This is a genomic window from Corallococcus sp. AB045, from assembly GCF_003668895.1.
Classification (GTDB): Bacteria; Myxococcota; Myxococcia; order Myxococcales; family Myxococcaceae; genus Corallococcus; species Corallococcus coralloides.
Window position 1 is genome coordinate 31,623 of sequence record NZ_RAWN01000025.1, and the last position, 17,604, is coordinate 49,226.

The 17,604-nt window shown below is 70.1% G+C and carries 15 protein-coding genes; 6 read left to right on the top strand and 9 right to left on the bottom strand.

All coding sequences use genetic code 11. The features are described from left to right. Positions 1-173: 173 nt before the first annotated feature. Positions 174-2,111: a glycoside hydrolase family 15 protein gene (locus D7Y21_RS08715; RefSeq protein WP_120561603.1), complete on the top strand. Its 1,938-nt coding sequence runs from the start codon at positions 174-176 to the stop codon at positions 2,109-2,111. An 88-nt stretch (positions 2,112-2,199) separates the two neighbouring features. On the opposite strand, the gene D7Y21_RS08720 is transcribed toward D7Y21_RS08715, so the two are convergent. Together D7Y21_RS08720 and D7Y21_RS08725 are read right to left on the bottom strand one after the other, a co-directional pair. Further along, entirely contained in the window at positions 2,200-2,460 is a 261-nt protein-coding gene (locus D7Y21_RS08720; protein ID WP_121712474.1) for a hypothetical protein, read from the bottom strand. A gap of 82 nt (positions 2,461-2,542) precedes the next feature. Further along, positions 2,543-2,899 (bottom strand): hypothetical protein, encoded by a 357-nt coding sequence (locus D7Y21_RS08725; protein WP_147469226.1) that lies wholly within the window; start codon positions 2,897-2,899, stop codon positions 2,543-2,545. A gap of 286 nt (positions 2,900-3,185) precedes the next feature. Between D7Y21_RS08725 and D7Y21_RS08730 the strand changes: the two genes are divergently transcribed. Further along, positions 3,186-5,156 (top strand): putative metal-binding motif-containing protein, encoded by a 1,971-nt coding sequence (locus tag D7Y21_RS08730; protein ID WP_121712477.1) that lies wholly within the window; start codon positions 3,186-3,188, stop codon positions 5,154-5,156. A 56-nt stretch (positions 5,157-5,212) separates the two neighbouring features. Here the strand turns inward: D7Y21_RS08730 and D7Y21_RS08735 are convergent, their stop codons facing one another. Further along, positions 5,213-6,217, bottom strand: a complete 1,005-nt coding sequence (locus D7Y21_RS08735; RefSeq protein ID WP_121712479.1) for a hypothetical protein — start codon at positions 6,215-6,217, stop codon at positions 5,213-5,215. A gap of 42 nt (positions 6,218-6,259) precedes the next feature. Continuing rightward, a complete protein-coding gene (locus D7Y21_RS08740; RefSeq protein ID WP_147469227.1) occupies positions 6,260-7,222 on the bottom strand; it encodes a hypothetical protein in 963 nt (320 codons plus the stop codon). A gap of 151 nt (positions 7,223-7,373) precedes the next feature. Between D7Y21_RS08740 and D7Y21_RS08745 the strand changes: the two genes are divergently transcribed. Together D7Y21_RS08745 and D7Y21_RS08750 are read left to right on the top strand one after the other, a co-directional pair. Further along, positions 7,374-8,516 (top strand): hypothetical protein, encoded by a 1,143-nt coding sequence (locus D7Y21_RS08745; protein WP_121712481.1) that lies wholly within the window; start codon positions 7,374-7,376, stop codon positions 8,514-8,516. Further along, a complete protein-coding gene (locus D7Y21_RS08750) occupies positions 8,513-8,758 on the top strand; it encodes a hypothetical protein (protein WP_121712483.1) in 246 nt (81 codons plus the stop codon). The genes D7Y21_RS08745 and D7Y21_RS08750 overlap by 4 nt, the downstream gene beginning before the upstream one ends. Before the next feature lie 8 nt (positions 8,759-8,766). Here the strand turns inward: D7Y21_RS08750 and D7Y21_RS08755 are convergent, their stop codons facing one another. Further along, a complete protein-coding gene (locus tag D7Y21_RS08755) occupies positions 8,767-10,047 on the bottom strand; it encodes an amidohydrolase family protein (protein WP_121712485.1) in 1,281 nt (426 codons plus the stop codon). Between the two features lie 159 nt (positions 10,048-10,206). Here D7Y21_RS08755 and D7Y21_RS08760 point away from each other — a divergent pair, with 159 nt between their 5' ends. After that, on the top strand, positions 10,207-11,514 hold the full coding sequence (locus D7Y21_RS08760) for a hypothetical protein (RefSeq protein ID WP_147469228.1): 1,308 nt from the start codon (positions 10,207-10,209) through the stop codon (positions 11,512-11,514). Positions 11,515-11,542: 28 nt separating this feature from the next. On the opposite strand, the gene D7Y21_RS08765 is transcribed toward D7Y21_RS08760, so the two are convergent. Beyond that, complete coding sequence (locus D7Y21_RS08765) at positions 11,543-13,492, bottom strand: FG-GAP-like repeat-containing protein (protein ID WP_121712489.1); 1,950 nt, start codon at positions 13,490-13,492, stop codon at positions 11,543-11,545. A 139-nt stretch (positions 13,493-13,631) separates the two neighbouring features. Then, positions 13,632-15,263, bottom strand: a complete 1,632-nt coding sequence (locus D7Y21_RS08770) for a cell wall anchor protein (RefSeq protein WP_121712491.1) — start codon at positions 15,261-15,263, stop codon at positions 13,632-13,634. Positions 15,264-15,427: 164 nt separating this feature from the next. On the opposite strand from D7Y21_RS08770, the gene D7Y21_RS08775 reads away from it, so the two are divergent. After that, on the top strand, positions 15,428-16,018 hold the full coding sequence (locus D7Y21_RS08775) for a DUF938 domain-containing protein (protein ID WP_121712493.1): 591 nt from the start codon (positions 15,428-15,430) through the stop codon (positions 16,016-16,018). A gap of 45 nt (positions 16,019-16,063) precedes the next feature. On the opposite strand, the gene D7Y21_RS08780 is transcribed toward D7Y21_RS08775, so the two are convergent. Further along, a complete protein-coding gene (locus D7Y21_RS08780) occupies positions 16,064-16,630 on the bottom strand; it encodes a hypothetical protein (RefSeq protein WP_120561616.1) in 567 nt (188 codons plus the stop codon). Between the two features lie 156 nt (positions 16,631-16,786). Next, positions 16,787-17,545 carry a DUF1338 domain-containing protein gene (locus D7Y21_RS08785; RefSeq protein ID WP_121712495.1) on the bottom strand — a complete coding sequence of 253 codons (759 nt, stop codon included), beginning with the start codon at positions 17,543-17,545 and terminating at the stop codon, positions 16,787-16,789. Positions 17,546-17,604 lie beyond the last annotated feature (59 nt).

The following is a 17,604-nucleotide window of genomic DNA, read 5'->3' on the forward strand; positions in this document are numbered from 1 at the left end:
AGTCCGCGCTCACGCGCAGGCGCCCGTGGGCGCGGACTCGACTCCAGGAATGATCCACGGGGCAGGGGGCGGGGCGGGGGCCCCCTGCGTGGGTGGGTTGCCGGTGCGGCCGTCGCGGGGGTCGCTACTTTGAGGGCGGGAGGTCGCGCTCCTGCCCCGCGACACGCCTGCTCATGGACCTCTACAGCGCCGCCAGGCGGATGGCCCGCCCCTTCCGGTTCACCAACCCGGCGTCCTACCGGGAGGTCCCCCTGGCGGGCCGCGGGGTGATTGGCGATGGAAGCTCCTGCGCGCTCGTCCGGCCGGACGGTGTCATCGATTGGCTCTGCTTCCCCCGCTTCGACAGCCCGAGCGTCTTCGCGGGCATCCTCGATGACGAGAAGGGTGGCATCACCGGCATCACCCCCGTCGTGTGGCCCTTCGAGAGCCTGCAGCGCTACGACCCGGACACCAACGTCCTGGAGACGCTGTTCCGCTTCGAGCGCAAGGGGGCCATTCGCATCATCGACTACATGCCGTGGACCAACGACCCGCGCTCCACCGTCCACGAGGTGCACCGGCGCATCGAGTGCCTGGAAGGCCCGGTGGAGCTGAACATCGTCTTCGACCCGCGCTTCGGTTACGGGGCGTCGCGGACGCGAGTGGAGCGGGAGGAGCACGGCCTTGTCGCCCGCGGGTCGGGAGGGGAGCGGCTGGTCGCCGTGCTCAGCGGGGAGGCCGAGTGGCGGCCCTGCAAGGAGGTGCGCGGCCAACCCTGCCGGGGAGACACGGGCCTCCAGACGCGCATCCGGATGGGGCCGGGCGAGCGGCGCTGGATGATCCTGTCGTGGGATTCCGACCGGCCGGAGCCGCTGGCCACGTACCGGCCCTTCGACCACCTGCGGGATACGCGCCAGGCCTGGCGCGAGTGGGCGCAACAGCTCCACTACGAAGGGCCGTGGCGGCACCACGTGCTGCGCTCCGCGCTGGCGCTGAAGCTGCTGATGTACGGCCCCACGGGCGCGATGGTGGCCGCGCCCACCACCTCGCTCCCCGAGTGGATTGGAGGGCCTCGCAACTGGGACTACCGCTTCAGCTGGGTCCGCGACTCCGCGATGGCGGTGCGCGCCACCAACCTCCTCGGCTTCCAGCATGAGTCGCGCGAATTCTTCTACTTCGTGCGCGACACGTTGCAGCGCGGTGACTCGCTTCAGGTGATGTACACGCTGGACGGTGCCTCCGTGCCGCCGGAGCGGGAGCTGGACCACCTGACCGGCTTCCAGGGCTCACGGCCGGTGCGGCTGGGGAACGATGCGAGGGACCAATTCCAGTTCGACACCGCGGGCGCGCTGCTCGACGCGGCGTACCTCTACGAGCGCTCCGGCGGGCGGCTGCCGCTGCGCACCTGGAGGCTGCTCCGTTCGGTCATCCAGACCACCGCCCGCCGCTGGAGCGAGCCCGACCACGGCATCTGGGAGCCGCGCAGGGAGATGCGGCACAACGTCCACTCGAAGCTCATGGGGTGGCTGGCCCTGCGCCGGGGGCAGCACCTGGCACGGCTCTTCGGGGAGACGGCGCTGGAGCAGTCCAGTGCCGCCCTGGCGGACGTCATCCGGGCGGACATCCTGCGCAACGGCGTGGATCCGGCGCGCAAGCACTTCGTCGGAGTCTACGGAGGGCGCGAGCCGGACGCCGCGCTGCTGCAGCTGCCCATCGTGGGCTGCTTCCGGGGGACGGATCCGTTCATCCTGAGGACGCTCGACTGGCTGCGCGCGGAGCTGGGCGCGGGCCCGTTCCTGCGCCGGTACCGGATGGATGACGGGGTCGCGGGGCCGGAGGGAGGCTTCATCCTCTGCGGCTTCTGGCTGGCGGAGGCGCTGGCGCTGGCCAATCGCATCCAAGAGGCCGAGGATGTCTTCGTCGCGCACGCGGAGGCGTCGAACCACCTGGGGCTGCTGGCGGAGGAGATCCACCCGCTGACGCGCGAGCAGTTGGGAAACTTCCCACAGGCCTTCAGCCACCTCGGCCTCATCAGCGCCGCCGCGCGCATCGACCGCGCGCTCAGGCTCCGAGACGAAGGGCAGTCGGAGCCCCCGCACCTCCTGGAGCCCGAGCCGCCATCCATCGAGTGACCCTGTTCTTCCTCGACACAGAAGCCAAAGCCAACCCATGCCGCCTCTGACAGGGCATTCCCGGCCAGAGGCGGTTGCCGCGGGGACTTCAGTTGCTCAAGCAGACCCACTTGTTGGCGGGGATCTCCTGACAGAAGCACTCGCCAAAGGTGCCATTGGCCCACTGGCAGCCCGTGATGCCCCCCGGAGAACAGCGGCGGGTCTGGAGCGTCTCACAGCTGTTGACGAGCTCGGCGGAAGCCTGACCGGGCTGCACACCGTTCTCGGCACCGTCCGTCACTTCAGCGCCGCCACAGCCCATCCCGAAGATGGAGACGACGGCGAACATCGCGAATCCACGAAGCAACATGTGACACTCCTTTTCGCTGGTGAGGTGCTGATGCAACAGCGGACGAGAGTGTCGGTCAAGGTTTACCTGGAAAGCCGCGATGTCAATGAAAAGCTACGCGCGGAGCGGTCTCGGCGTTTGAGGTTGTGTGTGTGATGGACAGCTTCGCGGTGTACCGGCCGGTCGCGTCGGGCACGGGCTGGACGGTCAGCACGCCGGTCCAGGGCTTGTCATCGCGGCCGCTGAACGTCCAATCACTGCTCAGCTGTGAGTCCGGGCCGGCGGCCGCGGGCCTGACGCGCGTCCATCGTCCCTTGGCTTCGAGTTCCTTCCCGGCGGGGTCCATCACCTGCCGCGCGCTCAGTCGGGTGGCGCCCTCGAGCAGTCCCGCGCTCGCCAGGATGAAGGCGCCGCTGCGGACGGACAGGGTCTGAGCGGCCCGGGCGCTCTGGTCGGTCACCCACTCCAGGGTCGTGACACTTCGCTGCGTGTCCGCCAACTACCAACTGCGACGCCGGCCTCGTGCTCACGCGCGAGCCGCTGCTTGCCTGCACGCTTCCTCAGCCCTTTGAGCACCAGGCGGAAGCGCACAACGCCGCGGGCCTCGACTTCTTGTGTGACGGGAAGAATGAGCCCGTCCTGGCACCGGGCTTGAAGCACGCATCCTCACGTCGGGGTGCGTGTAGGTGTGATTTCTCTCCGATGCGTCTTGCTCGGGTCAGGGGCGCACCCGAAAATGCCGCCCCATGCGTTTAATCCTGATGGCAGTGCTGTGTGCCTCCGTGTTGACGGGGTGCAAGAAGGACGACTCGAAGGCCGGAGCGCTGAACGTCACCATCGGCTACAGCGGCTTCACGCGCGGATGCGTCACGGTGACCGCCACGGACGCGGACAACGCGGGGAACACGAACAGCCTCGCCGTGGCGATCCCCGGCAAGACGCCGGGCACCGTGTCGGTGGCGGTGTACCGGAAGAAGGACTGGGGCCGCGTGCTGAGCGTGACGACGCAGCTGCATGAGGTCGACTGCTCGGGCCCCGTGGTGGGCGACCCACAGGAGATGAAGGCGCAGGTTCCCGAGGAAGGCACGCAGGACGTGTCCTTCACCGTGAGGGCCATCGATGGGGATGGGGACGGCTACTTCAGCAGCGCCGACGCGGAAGGTGTCGTCAGCGGCACCGACTGCGATGACCGGGAAAGTGCGGTGAACCCCAAGGCCACGGAGGTGTGCAACGGAAGGGATGACAACTGCACCCTCGGGGAGTCGGACGCGGTCGACAAGAAGGTCTGGTTCGTGGATGCGGATGGGGACACCTACGGAAGCTCCCAGGTGGAGGCCTGCACCCGGCCTGCCGGGGCCGCCGACAGAGGCGGTGACTGCAACGACGGCGATGGGCAGGTCCGCCCGGATCGAGCGGAGTTCCGCTGCGATGACAAGGATGACAACTGCAATGGCATGAACGACGAGGATTTCGACGTCGGCGATGATTGCAAGGATGAGCTCAAGTGCTCGGGCAAGGTCGCGTGTGCTTCCACGCCGAGCCAGACGTCCTGTGCTCGACTCCCGACTGAGAATCCGGTGGCCTGGTACGTGGACGGCGACGGCGACGGTTCCAAGGGCCAGGACGTGGGGCTGGGCTGTGAGGCCCCCGTGGTTGGCGCTGTGACCCAATCCGAGGACTGCGATGAGAGCTCCGCCTACGTCCGGCCCGGGCTGCCGGAGCTCTGCGACCGGCTGGACAACAACTGCTCCAATGCCGTGGACGAGGGGTGTGGCACCCTCGCTTGGACGACGCAAGCGGGCGTTGGAGGAACTGTGGACGTGACGGCCATCGCCCTTTACGACGAGGGCCGGAAGGCGTGGCTGGTTGGTGAGGACAAGCTCGTCCATTTCGACAGCACGACCGGCGAGACGACGTCGTTTACGAGACCTTCCTGCAAGGGGAATTGGAAGGCGGTGTGGGCGTCCGCGAGCGGGCGCGTCTTCGCCGTCGGGGATGCAGGGAGGATGACGACCCGGGGCCCCGACACCTCCGATCAGGAGTGTTTCACTCCCACCGCGCCCGGCTCAAACAATCAGACGACGCTGTATGGCATCACGGGTATCGAGCAGATCAAAGACCCCACTGTCTATGTGGTCTCGAGCCAGGGCAAGACCTTCAAATGGGTAGAGCCCTACAACCAGCTCAGCAGGGATCTGACTGAGTTCGGCACTGTTCCCGACAACCTTCGTGCGGTCGCGAGCGGCGGGTCCGAGGACACATTGCTGGCCGTGGGCGGGGATGGAACTGCCAAGGCAGTTGCCTACCGCTATGACACGGCAAGCTCCTCGTGGCAGCCGGACCTCCAGGGCGGAGCCTTCGACGGACAGCTCAGGGGCGTCCATGTCACGGATGGCCGCTTCGCCTACGCGGCAGGCGAGAATGGACTGGTCCTCAAGAGGAGTGGAGGCGTCTGGAGCTCCCTGCCTACCGTCTTCGAATCCAATGGAACCACGAAGGCCGGCATCCGGGACATCCTTGCCTTCAGTGAGAAGGGCATCTACGTCGCCACCAGTGAAGGGAGGATCGTGTTCTACGACGGAGCTGCGTGGACCACCGTGTACCCAGGGGGAACCCCGCTGTCCTCGCTGGATGGCCCTTCACCCACTCGCATCATGGCCGCGGGCGAGGGCGGCACCGTTGTGAGCTTCACGGCTCCCGCGCCGCCGGTGCCCTGAGCCACCCGAGACCGGGAGTACCGGCCTCGGAGGTCGGCGCTCCCGGCCTCCGGGGCTCAATCCCGGGCCTTGCGGCCGCGCCAGAGCCGCAGCGTGGCGAGCAGTCCCAGCACCGTCAGGCCCCCTCCCGCCTGGGTGCAGCCGCTCTTGGCCGGGCTGTGGATGGGCTCCTCGTCCACGGGGTCTCCGACAACGCCCGTGCCCCCGTCGGCGCAGCCCGCGGCCATGCACCGCGTGGGGCAGCGGAGCTCGAAGTCCACGCTCAGCGGCGGCAGCGTGAGGTCCGCGTGCTCCAGCGTTCCCTTGAGCGTGGCCTGATGACGTCCGGGCGTGAGGCCCATGTTGGGCGGCGGCGGGTTGTATGCCTGGCAGACCGTGTAGAGGGACAGCAGCTGCCGCCTGTACTCGTACTTGTGGCTGTCCGGGTTGTCCTCGCCCGTCGAGGTCAACCCGTGGTGATTGGCGAACGACCAGGGCTGCCCGTCCACCTCCACCTCCCAGTGCACCCAGGGCAGGAACGGCACCAGCTCCGGCGACGGGGTGAAGCGCAGCGTGGTGGCCTCGCCTTCCTGCGGGCTTCCGCAGTTCGAGTCTCCGAACACGGGGAACACCCCCTGGCTCGGCGTGTCCACGCTCAGCGTGCCCAGGGTCGTGGGCAGGGGCAGCTCCGGGCCCGCGGTGAAGGTCGCGGACTGCGTCTGCGTGTCCTGGAACTGGCAGAGGCCCTTCGCCTCGATGCGGTACTGCGTGCCCGGCACGAGCGGCGCCTTCGGGACCACGACATGCGTCCTCCGGTCGCCATTCGCCAGCGTGAAGGGCACCGGCGTGCCATCCGACTGGAGCAGCCGGAGCGTGGAGACGTCCGTGTTCTCCAGGAGCGGCGGCACCACCACCAGCCCGGGGACGTTCGAGGGAACCGTGCCGCCGTCCTCGGGGAGCGGGAAGCGGACGTCGACGAGGCAGTTGGGCGCGACGCACGCATCCGCGGAGGGAGGCGCGAGCGCCCCCAGCCCCAGGAGGAACATCCCCACCGCGCCCCATGTCCAGGTGTGTCCGTGCATTTGCTTCATCAGACACGGGAGCCCGGGACGTTGGGACATCGCTCAGGGACGATTCGTGCGCGGCATGCGTCGCCAGAGCCGGAGCGTGGCCAGGAGCCCGAACGCCGCGAGGCCTCCGCCCGCCTGGGAGCACCCCTCGGTTCGCGGAGCCTTGGGCTCGGGCTCTTCCTTGGGGCACGTCAGCTCGAAGGAGACCTCCAGGGCGGGAAGCGGCGTGGGGGACTGTTCGAGCACCGGACGCAGCGTGGCCACATGCCTTCCGGGCGCGAGCCCCTGGTCCGTGGGGGGCGGCTGTTGCCGAGGGAACTCGCAGACCGAGTACACGGTGAGCAGTGCATGCGGGTACTGGAGCCGGTTCAAGAAGCGGAGAGTGCCCGCCGGCTCCACCGCGCCGTGCGGTGCGGTGGCCCAAGGCTGCCCATCCACTTCCAGCGTCCAGTGCACCCACGGCAGGAAGGGCACCAGCTCCGGTGCGGGTGTGAACGCCAGCGTCACCTCGCTGCCCTCCACCTCCGTCGAACAGGAAGCGCCGCCATGGACCGGGAAGGATCCGTGCTGCTCGGGTCCGGCTTGCAGGGTCCCCGACGTCGCGGGAAGCGCGACCGCCGGGCCCGCGGTGAACGTCGTCGCCGCGGCGTTCTCTTCCTCAGAAGCTCCCGGGCATGGGCTGTAGCCCTCCAGCCGATAGCCGGTCCCCGGCACGAGCGGCGCCGCCGGGACGAGGACCCCGCTTCCGCGAGGGCCTGACAGGAGCCGTGCCTCCACGTCGGCGCCATCCTCCGTGCGCAGGCGCAGACTCCCGCTGTCGACGGGGGGCCATCCAGGCGACGCCATCACCAGCGCCGGCACGTTCGCGGGCACGACCGCGTCCGCCGGCATCGGGAAATCAATCCATCGGGGGTAGCAGGGCACTCCGCTGCACGCCTCCGCGGAAGGGGGCAGCACCATGCCCCCTCCGAACAAGAACGTCCCCACGCCCAGGGCCTTCCAGCCGTGTGTCTTCATGGCGCTTGAGACACGCGGGGCCGGAGGATTGGGACAAGGCGTTCGCGGGATGCGCCGGTTCGGATGGGACCGCGACCGTTCAGTGCTCGGGGCCGACCGTCCGGCCCGAGGCGCCACGATGCGGCCCTGCCCGCGACGGAGACTGCCGCGCATGCGACGCAAACTCGTGCTGCTGGTGCTGGCCGTGGCGGTGTGGCTGCCAGCGCTTCACCTCCTGTTCCGGCCCCGCGACCGGGAAGCGCTGGCGGCGGCGCTGGCCCTTCGCCAACGCGCGTTCTCGCTCCAGGAGTCGAGCGCGGAGCGCGACGTGCTCCACCGCTCGAACCCGGAGTGGGACCTGATGGTGCGCACCTTCTCCGTGCTGTCGTTCGCGAACCTCGCGCTGTCGGAGCCCGCGCGAAGGGCGGAGCACCTGGCCGTCGTGGACGCGCTCATCGCCCGGACGCTGCGAGACGAACGGCGGGCGCACGAGGCCTTCTTCCTGCCCTACGTGCACGCGGGCCCCTTCAAGGACCCGGCCGGGCGCAGCCTCTTCGTGGACGGTGAGCTGGCGTTGATGCTCGCCGCGCGCCAGATGGTGGAGACACGCGCGGACTACACGCCGCTCCTGCGCGAGCGTGTGGACCTCATCGCCGGACAGCTGGAGCGCGCGCCGGTGCTCGCGGCGGAGAGCTATCCGGACGAGGGCTGGACCTTCTGCAACACGGTGGCGCTCGCGGCGCTGCGCCTGTCGGACCGGGTGGACGGGCGGGACCATGGCGCGCTCCTGCGCCGGTGGGTGGCCTCCGCGCGGGAGAACCTGTCCGACAGTCGGACAGGTCTGCTCGTGTCCAGCTTCACCTATGAAGGCGTGACGAAGGATGGGCCAGAGGGCTCCACGCTGTGGCTCGCGGCGCACATGCTCCAGGTGGTGGACGCGGACTTCGCGAGCGACCAGTACCAGCGGGCCCGCGCAGCGCTCCTGGGACAGGCGCTGGGCTTCGCGTGGGCGGGGGAGTGGCCAGAGGCGGCGGAGGCGGTGCAGGACATCGACTCCGGGCCCACGATTCCGTGGGTGAACGCGAACGCGGGCTCCAGCGGGCTCGCGCTCGTGGGGGCGGCGGCGTTCGACGACGAAGCGGCGCTGGACGGGCTGCTCACGAGCCTCCACTTCGCGGCGTTCCCGGTGCACGACGACACCGGCTTGCGCTTCGCGGCGGGCAATCCGCTCGCGGACGCGGTGCTGCTGTACGCGCTCGTCGAAGGACCTCTCTGGCGCCTCGCGCGGGCGCCGCACCTGGAGGCGCACCGATGATGCGACACCCGTTTGTCATTGCCGCGCTGGGCCTCGGCGCGCTCTTCCTGGCGCTGCACCTGGGCGGAGGCCGTGAGTCCGTGGGCGTGCTGTCCGGGACCGTCGTGGGCGGTCCTTGGAGCATGGGCTTCGGAGTCCTCTATGCGCTGTCCTGGTTCGGCGCGGTGCTGGCCGCGCCGGTGCTGCTGCTGGCGGGGCTCGCGGACGTCCTGCTCGGCCGCGTCCTCCATGCGAGGCGTTGAGCGCCGCTTCAGCGCTGGTACAGCGTGCCGCCCTTCATCACCCACCGCACCTTGCGCACGGCGCGGATGTCCTGCGTGGGGTCGCCCTCCACGGCGACGAGGTCCGCGAAGAGCCCGGCCTTCACCTGCCCGATGCGGTCCTCCCAGTGCAGCATCCGCGCGTTGCCGGAGGTGGCCGCCTGGAGCGCCTGCGCGGGCGTCACGCCGCTGGCCACCAGCAGCTCCAGTTCGCGCGCGTTCTCCCCGTGCGTGAAGACGCCCGAGTCTCCACCCACGCACAGGGGCACGCCCGCCGCCAGCGCGGCCTTGAGTCCCTCGCGCTTCTTCTTCGTGGACTCGGGCTCCGGATCCACGCCTCGCTTCCAGCCGCGGTACTGGAGCATGGCGTCGCCCGCCGCCAGCGTGGGACACAGGAACACGCCTCGCTGGGCCATCAGCTTCCAGACCTCCGGCGTGCCGGCGTCTCCGTGCTCGATGCTCTCCGCTCCGGCCAGCACCGCGCGCTTCATGCCCTCCGGCGTGCTGGCGTGCACGGCCACCGGACGCCCGCCGCTCTTCGCCGTCTCCACGATGAGGCGCAGCTCGTCCAGGGAGAAGGTGGGGAGCGCCTCGCCGCGCGGGCCCCAGCGGTAGTCGCCGTAGACCTTGATCCAGTCCGCGCCGCGCCCCATCTGCCCGCGCACCGCGCGCGTGAGGCCGTCCACGCCGTCCGCCTCCTCCGCGCCCTGGGGCACCGTCCATTCGGACGCGAAGCCCTTGGGGCCGTAGCTGCCGGTGGCCACCAGCGCGCGCGTGGTGACGACCATGCGCGGGCCCGGGATGATGCCCTGGTCGATGGCCTGCTTGAGGCCCACGTCCGCGTCCGCCGCGCCCTCCGTGCCCAGGTCGCGCGTGGTGGTGAAGCCCGCCATCAGCGTCGCCTTCGCATGATTCGTCGCCCGCGCCACGCGCAGCGCCAGGGACTCCTTGAGCACCTGGTCGTTCCAGGTCGCCTCGTTGTACGGATGCAGGAACAGGTGCGAGTGGCCCTCGATGAGCCCGGGCAGCAGCGTCGCGCCGGGCAGGTCGATGACCTCCGCTCCCTCCGGCGCCTTCACGCCCTGCGACGGTCCCGCCGCGACGATGCGCTCGCCGGTGACGACCACCACCCAGCCCGTGTGGGGCTTGGGCGTGGTGCCGTCGAAGACGCGCGCCGGGCGCAGCACGTAGGAGCGGGCAGGGGCCTGGGCCCGCGCGGACGCGGAGCCGAGGACCCCGGACAGGACGGTGGCGAAGAGCAGGGCGCGCATGTGGGAGCGCAGTCTGCGCGCGTCGCACCGTCCGGGGCCATGGGTTCGTGGGGCAGGGGCCTTGGAGTGCTCTTCTTCGTGCACGCCGTCAGCTGGAGCGGGTTCCTGCGTCAGGGGGCCGGCTTTCGAATGCCGCATCGTTCTGCTGGGGGACCTTCATTGCATCGCTTGATTGCGCTCGCCGTGCTGCTGTGCGTCGCCTGTGGCGACAAGACCGACCCGCCCACCCACTCTCCGGATGCGGGCCCGGAAGGCCCGGCCACCCTCATCGTCCATTCGGACTGGTGGGACTTCGTCGCCGGCCTTGGCGACATGCAGGGCATCACCGTCCTCCTGGGGGACGGCAGCCGCTTCCGTCAGCCGCTGGGCCGTGACGGCATCGCGCGGTTCCATGACGCGGCCATCACCGGCCCTCAGGACATCACCGTCGTCATGGTGGGCGACGGCAAGGTGTGGGCAAGCACGACGCTGAACGTGGAGGGCACGGAGGTGTGGGTCCGCTCCGGCTTCGGCTCGCTCGCGGGCTTCCCGGGCAGCCGGCAGGCCACCCTCGCTGGCCGCGTGACGAACCTTTTGGGAAGACCGGCGCAGGTGCGCGTGGTGGGGAAGGGCTTCGCGGGCATCACCCACACGCAGGCGGACGGCACCTTCAGTGTCGACGTCCGGGGGGAGAACCCCGGCCAGGTGGCGCTGTTCGTCACCGACAACACCGACAACACCGGCCGGATTTCGGCCGTGGGACTGCTGCGGGACCTCGCAGTGGGAGAGGGGCGGACCACCCGCGGGCTGGTCATCCCCCTGGACCACCCGCTGGACCAGCCGCTGCCGGTGGAAGTGACGAACCTCCAGCCCTATGGGGCGCTGTCGAGCGTCACCGCCACCTTCACGCTCGGGTCGGAGTACCTCTTCACCACGAGCACCCCCGGCGCCACGCCCATCGAGGTCCCGGCCATGGCCCGGACGCCGCCGTTCGACACCGTGGACGTCCGCTTGTCCGCGACGGCGGGCAGCGATGAGCGGATCTCATCCGGGCGGGTGGTCGTGAACGCGCCGCTGGCCGCTGGGGGTGTCACGTCGCTGGCCCTGCCCGAGCCCGTGACGCTCACCTCGCCTGTGGCGGGCACGGAGGCGGCGCCCGGTTCGGGACCGCGCTCCGGGCTGACGCTGCGCTGGAGCGCCGACCCCGCCGTGCACAGCGTGACGATTCGCATGATTCCCCAGCAGGCGCCGGAGCTCGACTGGTACGTCACCGCCCCCGCGACCGTGGACAGCTTCACCCCCTTCATCCTCCCCGCGGAGGTGTCGCCGCTGCGGGAGCTCGGCGCGGGCCGCTACTTCGTGCAGTGGTCCTCCCGCTCCCTGGGGAAGGGCCACGGCTACCAGGACCTCTACCAGGCGGCGCCCCCGGTGTTCGAACCGGACTCGTGGAGTTCGAACACGTACGGCTACTCCGTCCTCCAGGACTGATGGCGCGCGCTCCTTCCGCGTGCTGGCGCTACGGTGCCAGCGCGCGGAACACCTTGGTGTCGCCGTCGTAGTTGTTGGGGTTCCAGTACACCTTGTCCGCGCCGTCCCGGCCGTCGATGTCCGCGAAGAAGAAGTCCGTGTTCTCCGAGTTGCTGAAGCCCGTGTTGTCCATCACCGGGCTGCCCGCGAAGTTGCTGCCGGTGCTCGGGTAGATCTGCATCCGGCCCTCGCGGAAGCCCGGCCGCCAGAAGACCTTGTCCGCCTTGCCATCGCCGTCCACGTCCGCGAAGTAGAAGCGGGACGTGTCCACGCCGCTGGTGCCCGCCTCGTGCAGGAAGAACAGCGCGAACGCGCCCGCGCCGGTGGAGCGGTACACGCGCGTGCGGCCCCCTTCCTGCGCCGGATTCCAGAGGATGCGGTCCGCCTTGCCGTCACCGTCCACGTCCGCGAAGTACACGCGGGTGCCCGCGCTCGTGTTCGCTCCCGTCGTGCTCGTCACCGCGGCGCCGAAGGACACCGTGCCGTTGCACTTCGACACGAAGGTGTCGAAGGCGCCGGACTTCTGCGTGGGGTTCCAGCGCACCAGGTCCGCGCACCCATCGCCGGTGATGTCCGCGAAGAAGAAGCGCGTGGCGTCGCTGGTGCTCGCCGCCTGGGTGACGGCCACGCGGTCGCCGAAGGTGCCGTCGCACTTCGCGGGGTAGATGCGCACCTCGCCGTCCCCCAGGTTGGGCCGCCACAGGACCTTGTCCGCGCACCCATCGCCGGTGACGTCCGCGAAGAAGAAGCGCGTGGTGGCGACCCCGCTCGTCGCGCCCGTGTTCTTCACCGCCGGGGCGAAGCCGCCGTCGCACTTCGACTTCGCCACCCACGTCTCGCCTTCGCCCACCGCGTAGTTCCAGGTGATGCGGTCCGCGCAGCCGTCACCGGTGACGTCCGCGAAGAACAGCTGCGTGCTGGTGGACGTGCCGCTGGGCGTCGGCGAAAGGGTGGAGCCCGCGGTGAAGATGGACGGGCGGATGGTCGCGAGCACCGGGTAGTGGTCCGACGGCGTGAGGCCGCCGCTCTCCGTCCGGTCGATGGCGGGCGCGGACGAGGTGAGCGCGCCCCCGTTGTGGAAGATGTAGTCCAGCCGCTGGTACTTCGTGGACGTGGAGCCGTTCCACGCGTTGTTGAACGTGGCGTCGTCCACGCCCGTCACGCCGTCGAAGCGCGCGGTGCGGAACAGCCGGGCCCCGCCCTCCAGGTCCGCGATGGTCGTCTCCCCCGGCGTGGACTGGCCCTGCGCGTCGGAGTTGAAGTCCCCCATGGCGATGACCGGCAGACCCCCGGGCTTCGTGGCCAGGAACGACGCCATCTGCTCGGCTTCCCGCAGCCGCCCCAGGGAGCACGCCGCCGCGTAGGCGAAGTGCGTGTTGGCCACGAAGTACACCTGACCGGAGGCCAGGTCTCGCAGGCCCACCCAGGCAATCTTCTTGCCCTCCGCGTGGCTGAAACATGTCTCGCTGGAGGCATAGGGATTCACGAGCGCCTCGTTGCCCTGGCCCACCTCCGGGGCAATCTCGAAGCGGCTCTTCTTGAAGAAGACGAGCTTCGGGCTGCCACCGCCCGGGTTGTAGACACCGTAGGGCTTGTCCGCGCCCGTGAGCCCCGCGATGAGGTCCGCGGGGATGCTGGGGCCGCCCGAGGGCGCCTGGGCCTCCTGCACGCCGACGATGTCCGCGTTGTTCGCGAGGATGCGCTGGAGGACCGCCGCCTTGCGGTTGGGCCACGCGCGCACGCCCGTGTCCAGGGGACCGCGCACGTTGTACGTCATCACCCGGAACGCCTTGTGGCCCGTCGCCGCCAACGCCCGCGACTGCCCGGGCAGCGCGTCAGGGGAGGACGGCGCGCCTCCGTCCGGCCCGCAGGCCACCAGCGGAGTGAACACCGAAAGCAGCGCGGCGGCGCGCGCGAGACGGGGACGGAAGCATCGCATGGATGCGATTATACATGGAAAACGAGAAATAGCATAAAATCCGCCAACGTGCTGTCTCGGCGTGGCTGTCTTACGGCGCACGAAAGGCCGCGCCCGGCCCGGGAGCCGGACGCGGCCTGGGGATGACTGCGATTGCGAGCTACTGGCGCACGACGCGCTTGAGCCGGAAGGGCGAGGGCGACTCGCTCATCGTGTAATAGGCCGTGCCGGTCGGGTCGTACTCGATGGCCTCGCCCTGGCCCTCCACGGTGTCCGTCAGGGAGACGGGCGTGGCGGCGAACGCGGTCTCGAAGGCCGCGCCGGTGGCGGCGCGGAACTCATACACCTTGCGGTAGGTGCGCAGCAGGAAGCGGTTGGCGCACGGGTGGATGGCGCCGGACGTGGCGGCGCCGTAGTTGGTGTCCGTGGTGGTGGGCAGCGGGAGGTTGGCCACGAACACGAGCGTGCTCATGGTGCCCGGCGTGGGGAGCGGCTGGGGGAACTTGTAGACCTTGCTCGCGCCCGAATAGGACTTGGTGACGATGTAGATGTCGCCCGTGGTGGGGTGGACCATGATGGTCTCCGCGTCCTTGGGCGTGTCCGGGTACTGGAAGGGGAAGGCCTCGGCGGTGAGGTTTCCGCTCGTCTGGCCCGCGCCGATGTCGGGCTCCGGGATGCGGTAGACGGCGAAGGTGGACGGCGGCGTGGGGAAGTTGGCGCTCGAGCGGCCGATGTCGCCCATGTAGATGCACTGGCCGGCGGGGCATGGGCCGGTGGCGACGTCCTCCCAGTCCGCGGGCGTCACGTTGGACACGGTGAAGGTGCCCTGCGTGCTCGCGTCCGCGGTGCTGATGGCGACGATGGCGGTGGTGTCCTCGTTGTGCGCGTAGAGGACGCCCGGCGTGAGGCGGCTGGCGGCGATGCCCGACGGCTCCACCAGCGCGGTGGCCGTCACGGTGCCCTGGGTGGTGTACGCGGTGGAGAAGGTGTCCCCCACGGAGCAGGAGGCGGAGGCGTTGGCCGCGCGCAGCGCCACCACCTGCGCGGTGTTCGTCTCCGCGTACGGGGACGAACCGTTGAACGAACCCTGCGCGCCCGCGGCGCCCAGGTCCTTGTGGGCCACGTTGTAGATGACGCCCGTGGACGAGGACACGAGGCAGGTGTCCACGGGCTCGGTGAAGCCCGCGGGCGGGACGATGGGGCTCGCCGGGCACGCGGCGCCGGTCCACAGCTGTGAGCCGAACCACACCGCGACGCCGTTGGCGGTGCTGGTGGAGAGGGCGGGCGTGTTGAAGCTGGCGGTGAGGCCGTTCTTCTGGCCCGTCTGCGCGTCGATGGGGTTGGCCGTGTCCACGCCGGAGAACGCGGAGATGCTGCCGGCCATGTAGCTGGCGATGTCGAGGGTGAACGCGTACGTGGAAGGCTCGGACGCGGTGGCGACCTTGTAGAAGATCCACGCCTTGAGCTGCGAAGCGCTCTGGTCCGAGCGCACCAGCGTCCAGCCCGCGGGCGGTGTCGCCACCGCGGCCACGTTGTTGCGGTTGATGATGCGAGCGAGCAGCACGTCACCCACCGCCGTGCCCGTGGGCTTCGCGATGCTCAGCGACGTGCGCGTGCTGCCGCCCGCCGTGGCGCTGCTCCGGTACGCGATGTTGGACACCGCCTGCCGGGCGGTCGCGACCTCCTGCTCGGGGAGGGAGGGAGCGTCTGCTTCCAGCGGCCCGCAGCCCGCGAGCGCGAGCAGAGACACCGAGCACAGCATGCGTGAAACATTCCGGTTGAAGAACGTCAAGGTCACTCCTGCCTGGGGGATGAGGCGAGTTGAAGCAGGAGGTTTTCGGCAGGACCCGGAAAGTGTTGCGGATTCCGTGCGCGGGCGGTTGTTGATTTGACTGTGATTGCAATCTTCCGCGAGAGGCCTTTCCTCGCGTGCGCGGGTGTGGAAGAGGGGAGGGCATGAAGCGTCACGCCCCGGCCACCGAACGCAACCGCGAACCGCTCCTCGCCGTCCTCCGGGAGGTGCTGCCCACGGAGGGCACGTTGCTGGAGGTGGCGAGCGGCACCGGCCAGCACGCGGCCTTCTTCGCGAAGGCGTTCCCGGGGCTGACCTGGCAGCCGACGGACGGCGACCCGGCGGCGCTGGAGAGCATCGACGCGTGGCGCCTGGAGGACGGGCTGGCCAACGTCCTGCCCGCGCGCTTGCTGGACGCGAGCTCGGACGCCTGGCCGGTGGAGCACGCGGACGCCATGCTCTGCGTGAACATGATCCACATCGCGCCGTGGGCGGCCTGCCAGGGATTGATGCGGGGCGCGGCGCGGGTGCTGCGCCCGGGCGGACGGCTGGTGCTGTACGGCCCCTACTTCGTGGAGGGAAGGGAGACCGCGCCGAGCAACCTCGCCTTCGACGAGTCGCTCCGCGCACGCGATCCGTCCTGGGGCGTGCGCGAGCTGGGCGCGGTGACCGCCGAGGCTGCGCGCCACGGGCTCCAGCGCGAGCGCGTGGTGGAGATGCCGAGCAACAACCTCACGGTGGTGTTCCGCCGGTAGGACTTCCACCGGGACGGCGTTCATCACGCCGTCCCGGCGCGTGGGCTACATGCCGGGGCAGAGGCCACCCTTCAGCTGACGGGCGGTCTCGTGGACCTCGTCGATGAGTTGGCGCTTCTGCATCTGGTCCTGCGCGGAGTAGGTGATGGTGATGCCCTGCGGCGTGTCCGTGGCCACGGCCTTGGCGGGGACGGTGGGCGCCCCGGCCATGCCCTGGGCGCCACCTCCGCCGGTGGCGCTCTCGTCGAGGCCATCCTGGATCTCCATGGAGCTGTCGCCCAGGTCCTCCGCTCGCGCCATGCCCATGGGCGTCTCCTCGCTGGAGCCCTTGGATTGCTCTTTCAGCATCCGCCGGGCGCGCGTCTGGAGGTCTGACACCTGCGACGGGTCGGACGTGGTGAACATGAGCGCCACGCCGTCGGACGTGTCCTGCGTCTGGACCTGCGCGCCCGGGACCGACATGGGGCAGCGCTGGTCCCCCGTGGACGACATCGCGGTGGCGGACATCGGCTCCTTGGACTCCTCCTTGTGCATCCCCTTCTTGGAACAACCCGCGGAGAAACAAAGCGCAGCGGTCGCGGCGAGCATCAGCGGCAGTCGGGACATGGGCATGGTGTGCCTCCTCTGTCGTGGGTTTGTCGTGCGGCAAGGTGGAGAGGCGTCCCAGCCCTCGCAACACGTCCTCCGCGCTGCCTTGCCTGAAGGCCCCACCCCGGGGATGGACAGCTCCATCGCGGAGCCGACACGCCCCTCTCCGGGCCGCGAGCCTCAGCCCCGCTTCGTCATGTCGAACAGCGCGCGGGCCTGCGGCCCCAGGAACCCGTCGAACCCTCCCGAGCGCTGGGCGATTTCGAAGTACGCATACGGCCACGAGCGCGTGCCACCGCCCCGGAGCGTCAGGGGCAGCGGGGCCGCGTGCGTGGCCGTCTGCCGGAGCGAAGTGCCGGGCGCGCCCTCGATGTCCGCCTTCATGGGCACGCCCGCCTCGCGCATGCGCCGCTGCCACGCCTCCACGTCGTCCACCGCGCCGGTGAAGTGATTCACCTTGCGGCCGAAGGCCAGCAGCCACGCCCCGTACTGCGTCTCCTTCTCCAGCTCCAGCAGCGCGGCTTCGTCCGGAGGCTGCGGCGCCGTGAACCACGCCGCGAGCGCCTCCACGTCCTCCGGCGGCGGCGGATCCACCGGCAGCGCGGCGAGCAGCTCGCGGGCGCGGGGCGACAGCTCCTCCTGCTTCAGCTCGGACAGGAAGACGCGCGGCAGGCCGTCCGGATGCGACAGGTAGATGGCGGACAGGTGCGCGTCCGGGAACGTGTACGCGCCGGCCGGCTTCCACCCGAACCGCTCGAACACGCGGGAGAAGAGGGCGATGCCTCCCTCCGGCCGCGCGAGGGTGCGGAACGCGACGTGGTCGTTGCGGAAGTGTCCCCCGGACAGCGTCACGAAGGTGCGCGCGAAGGGGACTTCGGAGGCGTAGCGCTCCCACAGCAGGTCCAGGAGCCGCGAGGCGTCGGAAGCGGAGGTCGTCATGCCCGGCAGTCTACGCCGCGCTCCCTGGGGCTTTGAGCGCCATCCTCGAACCGTATTCT

What these genes read in the sequence shown, in the direction of transcription:
- D7Y21_RS08715 (WP_120561603.1), top strand. Translation starts at nt 174, where the DNA reads ATGGACCTCTACAGCGCCGCCAGGCGGATGGCCCGCCCCTTCCGGTTC.
- D7Y21_RS08720 (WP_121712474.1), bottom strand. Translation starts at nt 2,460, where the DNA reads ATGTTGCTTCGTGGATTCGCGATGTTCGCCGTCGTCTCCATCTTCGGG.
- D7Y21_RS08730 (WP_121712477.1), top strand. Translation starts at nt 3,186, where the DNA reads ATGCGTTTAATCCTGATGGCAGTGCTGTGTGCCTCCGTGTTGACGGGG.
- D7Y21_RS08735 (WP_121712479.1), bottom strand. Translation starts at nt 6,217, where the DNA reads ATGCACGGACACACCTGGACATGGGGCGCGGTGGGGATGTTCCTCCTG.
- D7Y21_RS08740 (WP_147469227.1), bottom strand. Translation starts at nt 7,222, where the DNA reads ATGAAGACACACGGCTGGAAGGCCCTGGGCGTGGGGACGTTCTTGTTC.
- D7Y21_RS08745 (WP_121712481.1), top strand. Translation starts at nt 7,374, where the DNA reads ATGCGACGCAAACTCGTGCTGCTGGTGCTGGCCGTGGCGGTGTGGCTG.
- D7Y21_RS08750 (WP_121712483.1), top strand. Translation starts at nt 8,513, where the DNA reads ATGATGCGACACCCGTTTGTCATTGCCGCGCTGGGCCTCGGCGCGCTC.
- D7Y21_RS08755 (WP_121712485.1), bottom strand. Translation starts at nt 10,047, where the DNA reads ATGCGCGCCCTGCTCTTCGCCACCGTCCTGTCCGGGGTCCTCGGCTCC.
- D7Y21_RS08765 (WP_121712489.1), bottom strand. Translation starts at nt 13,492, where the DNA reads ATGCGATGCTTCCGTCCCCGTCTCGCGCGCGCCGCCGCGCTGCTTTCG.
- D7Y21_RS08775 (WP_121712493.1), top strand. Translation starts at nt 15,428, where the DNA reads ATGAAGCGTCACGCCCCGGCCACCGAACGCAACCGCGAACCGCTCCTC.
- D7Y21_RS08780 (WP_120561616.1), bottom strand. Translation starts at nt 16,630, where the DNA reads ATGCCCATGTCCCGACTGCCGCTGATGCTCGCCGCGACCGCTGCGCTT.
- D7Y21_RS08785 (WP_121712495.1), bottom strand. Translation starts at nt 17,545, where the DNA reads ATGACGACCTCCGCTTCCGACGCCTCGCGGCTCCTGGACCTGCTGTGG.